Genomic DNA, 285 nt, shown 5'->3' with positions numbered 1-285 from the left:
TCTGGACCAAAACAGCCGACCAGATCCTCGAGTCCCTCGCCGGATACTGCCGACGGATCAAAGACTCAGGACACTAGTACTCCACCTGTAGATCGTGATCATGGTTACTCGATCGGTGATGACGGTGGTTCGGCTGGTTGCACGCGAGCCGGCTGACGGGGTGGACGAGGGTCGGCTGAACGGGCAGCATGCCCCGGTGAGCATCATCATCAAGTTCTTCGTGGCGCCGGACGACGAAGCTGCGGCGGCAATCGTGGATCACGGGCCCGACGAGGCCTTCGAGTC

General features: G+C 61.4%; 1 pseudogene. It reads left to right on the top strand.

What is annotated here, in order from left to right:
- Positions 1-100: 100 nt before the first annotated feature.
- A pseudogene (locus tag IEZ12_RS38920) lies at positions 101-285 on the top strand (hypothetical protein); the annotation flags it as partial.

The organism is Kitasatospora griseola (assembly GCF_014648555.1).
GTDB classification, from domain to species: domain Bacteria; phylum Actinomycetota; class Actinomycetes; order Streptomycetales; family Streptomycetaceae; genus Kitasatospora; species Kitasatospora griseola.
The sequence above is the reverse complement of the archived record's forward strand: the minus strand, read 5'-3'. Positions and strand labels throughout refer to the sequence as shown.